Origin of the sequence: Phytoactinopolyspora endophytica, from assembly GCF_004138495.1 — a bacterium.
Lineage (GTDB): Bacteria > Actinomycetota > Actinomycetes > Jiangellales > Jiangellaceae > Phytoactinopolyspora > Phytoactinopolyspora endophytica.
On the sequence record NZ_RZHA01001790.1, the window covers coordinates 1 to 2,118 of the forward strand.

Below are 2,118 nucleotides of genomic sequence, written 5' to 3' on the forward strand. Positions count from 1 at the left end.
CCTCCTCACTCGGATCGAGCGACACCAGCAAAACAACGATCTCGCACTGGCCGCCTGATCCCCGACGAACTTACAACGGCGACCACTTAGGTAGGGCCAGCCCTACCCAGGGGCGGTGAGCTAGCTCCAGGCTGAAGACGCCAGTTGACCATGATGCGCTCGACGCTGCTGGTCACGAGGCTAGACGTATGCTCACCGCACCGGGTACCCACGCCGCGCCGGCCCCTGCGATCTCCGCGCCGGTCTCTGCGATCTCCGCGCCGCGCGACCGGTTCGTCGACGTGCTGCGTATCTCCGCGATCCTTGTCGTCGTCGTGCAGCACTGGCTGATGCCCTCGCTCTCCTACGACGACGAAACTCTGATCACCGGGAACACGCTGGCGACCCCTGGCGCATGGATCGTCACCTGGGTCAGCCAGGCCATGGCGCTGGTGTTCTTCGCCGGCGGCGCGACGGCCATGTACGGCATGCGAGCACGAGCCGGCACGGATCAGTCACCGTGGCTCGTGGACCGGCTGCGCCGGCTCGTCTGGCCCGCAGTCCCGCTCGTCGCGCTCTGGGTACCGCTGCCTCATCTGCTGCTGGCGGTGGGCATGCCGGCGCAGCCGGTCGATATCGCGTCGCGGCTGGCCGGGCGGCTGCTCTGGTTCCTCGCCCTGTACGTGCTCATCACCGCGCTGACCCCGGCTCTGGTCCGGCTCCACCGGCGATGCCGGGGCACTGAGGTCGCCGCGATGGCGGGTGCTGCCATCGTCGTGGATGTCGTCCGGTTCGGCGCGCTCGACGGAGCGGAGCCGGTCGGCTATCTCAACGTCCTCTTCGTCTGGGCCGCCGTCTACCAGCTCGGGATCGCCTACGCGTCCGGCTCGCTGCGGTGGGCCCACGGACGGCGGGCATGGTGCCTGTCCGCGGTGGGCCTTGCCGCCACCGCCCTGGCCGTCGCTCTCGGTCCGTACCCGAGCAGCATGATCGGCATGCCGGCAGAGCCCGTCTCCAACATGAATCCGCCGACCGCGGTCCTGCTCGCCGTCGCCGCGTTCCAGCTGGGCCTGGTGCTCGCGTGCCGGCCGGTGATCGAGCGCTGGGCAGAGAACCGCCCGGTCGCCCGCGGGCTCGACTACCTGTCCGCCCGGTTGATGACCGTCTACGTCTGGCACATACCGGCGTTGATCGTCGTCACCGGGATCGGTGTCGTCGGCTACGGGTGGTCCACCCCGGACGTGTTGAGCAGTGAATGGCGGTCTGCCGTTCCGATATGGCTGGCCACGTTGACGCTCGTGTTATCCGTGTTCGTCCGGTTGTTCAGCCACGTCGAGAGCCCTTCCGATCTAGCCGCGGCCAGCCGCGGATCCGCGACCGGCCGCGGCGTATGGCGCGGGCGGGCCGCCACTGTGCTGACTGGGCTGGGGCTGCTCTCGCTGGCCGTCAACGGCTTCGCACCCGAGCTGGCTACCCATCCGGCCGGACCGGTCGGCGCCGGTCTCGCGATCCTGATCGGCTCCGCGCTACTGCATGCGCGCCCGGGGACGGCCTCGCCACGCCGCTCTCCAGAACCCGCGCCGATGGGTCCCTTCCCGTCCCCGCGACGCGGCGCACGGTGGGGATAGCCCCACCACCGGAAAGCCAGCTGACCGGCTCGTCACTGGGATGAGAAAGCGAGAGGGTAGAGACGTGAACATCACCTATGGATCCACCGATGGATACGGACAGCCGGCCACCGGGTCCACCGGAGGCGCAGGAGCCGACGACCCTGGCTACGCTCGCCAGCCCCGCCCGGACACGAAGCGCCCGCGAGCCGGCTGGAGACAGGTCGGGCGCGACCTCGCCTTTCTCCTGCCCGGCCTGCCGATCGCGATCGCCTCCTTCACGGCGTTGATGGTCGGCTTCTGGCTCGGTGTCGGCACCATCGTCCTCGCGTTTCTCGGATTCATCATCCTGCTGGTGACGTTGCTGACCGCCCGCGGATTCGCCGCAGCCGAGCGGGGCAGGGTCGGGATCATGGAGGGACGGCGGGTCGGTCCCGCGTACTACCGCAAACCGAGCGGGACCGGCTTCTCCCGCGTCTTCGGCTACCTCCGGGACCCGCAGCTCTGGCGGGATTTCAGCCACGGTCTGCTC

At 69.4% G+C, this 2,118-nt stretch carries 2 protein-coding genes; both read left to right on the top strand.

Annotated elements, in window-relative coordinates; all coding sequences use genetic code 11:
- The first annotated feature begins 188 nt into the window (after nucleotides 1-188).
- A complete protein-coding gene (locus tag ELR45_RS34200; RefSeq protein WP_129670260.1) occupies nucleotides 189-1,607 on the top strand; it encodes an acyltransferase family protein in 1,419 nt (472 codons plus the stop codon).
- Nucleotides 1,608-1,671: 64 nt separating this feature from the next.
- On the top strand, nucleotides 1,672-2,118 hold a 447-nt coding region (locus ELR45_RS34205; protein WP_205857829.1), incomplete at its 3' end, for a sensor domain-containing protein.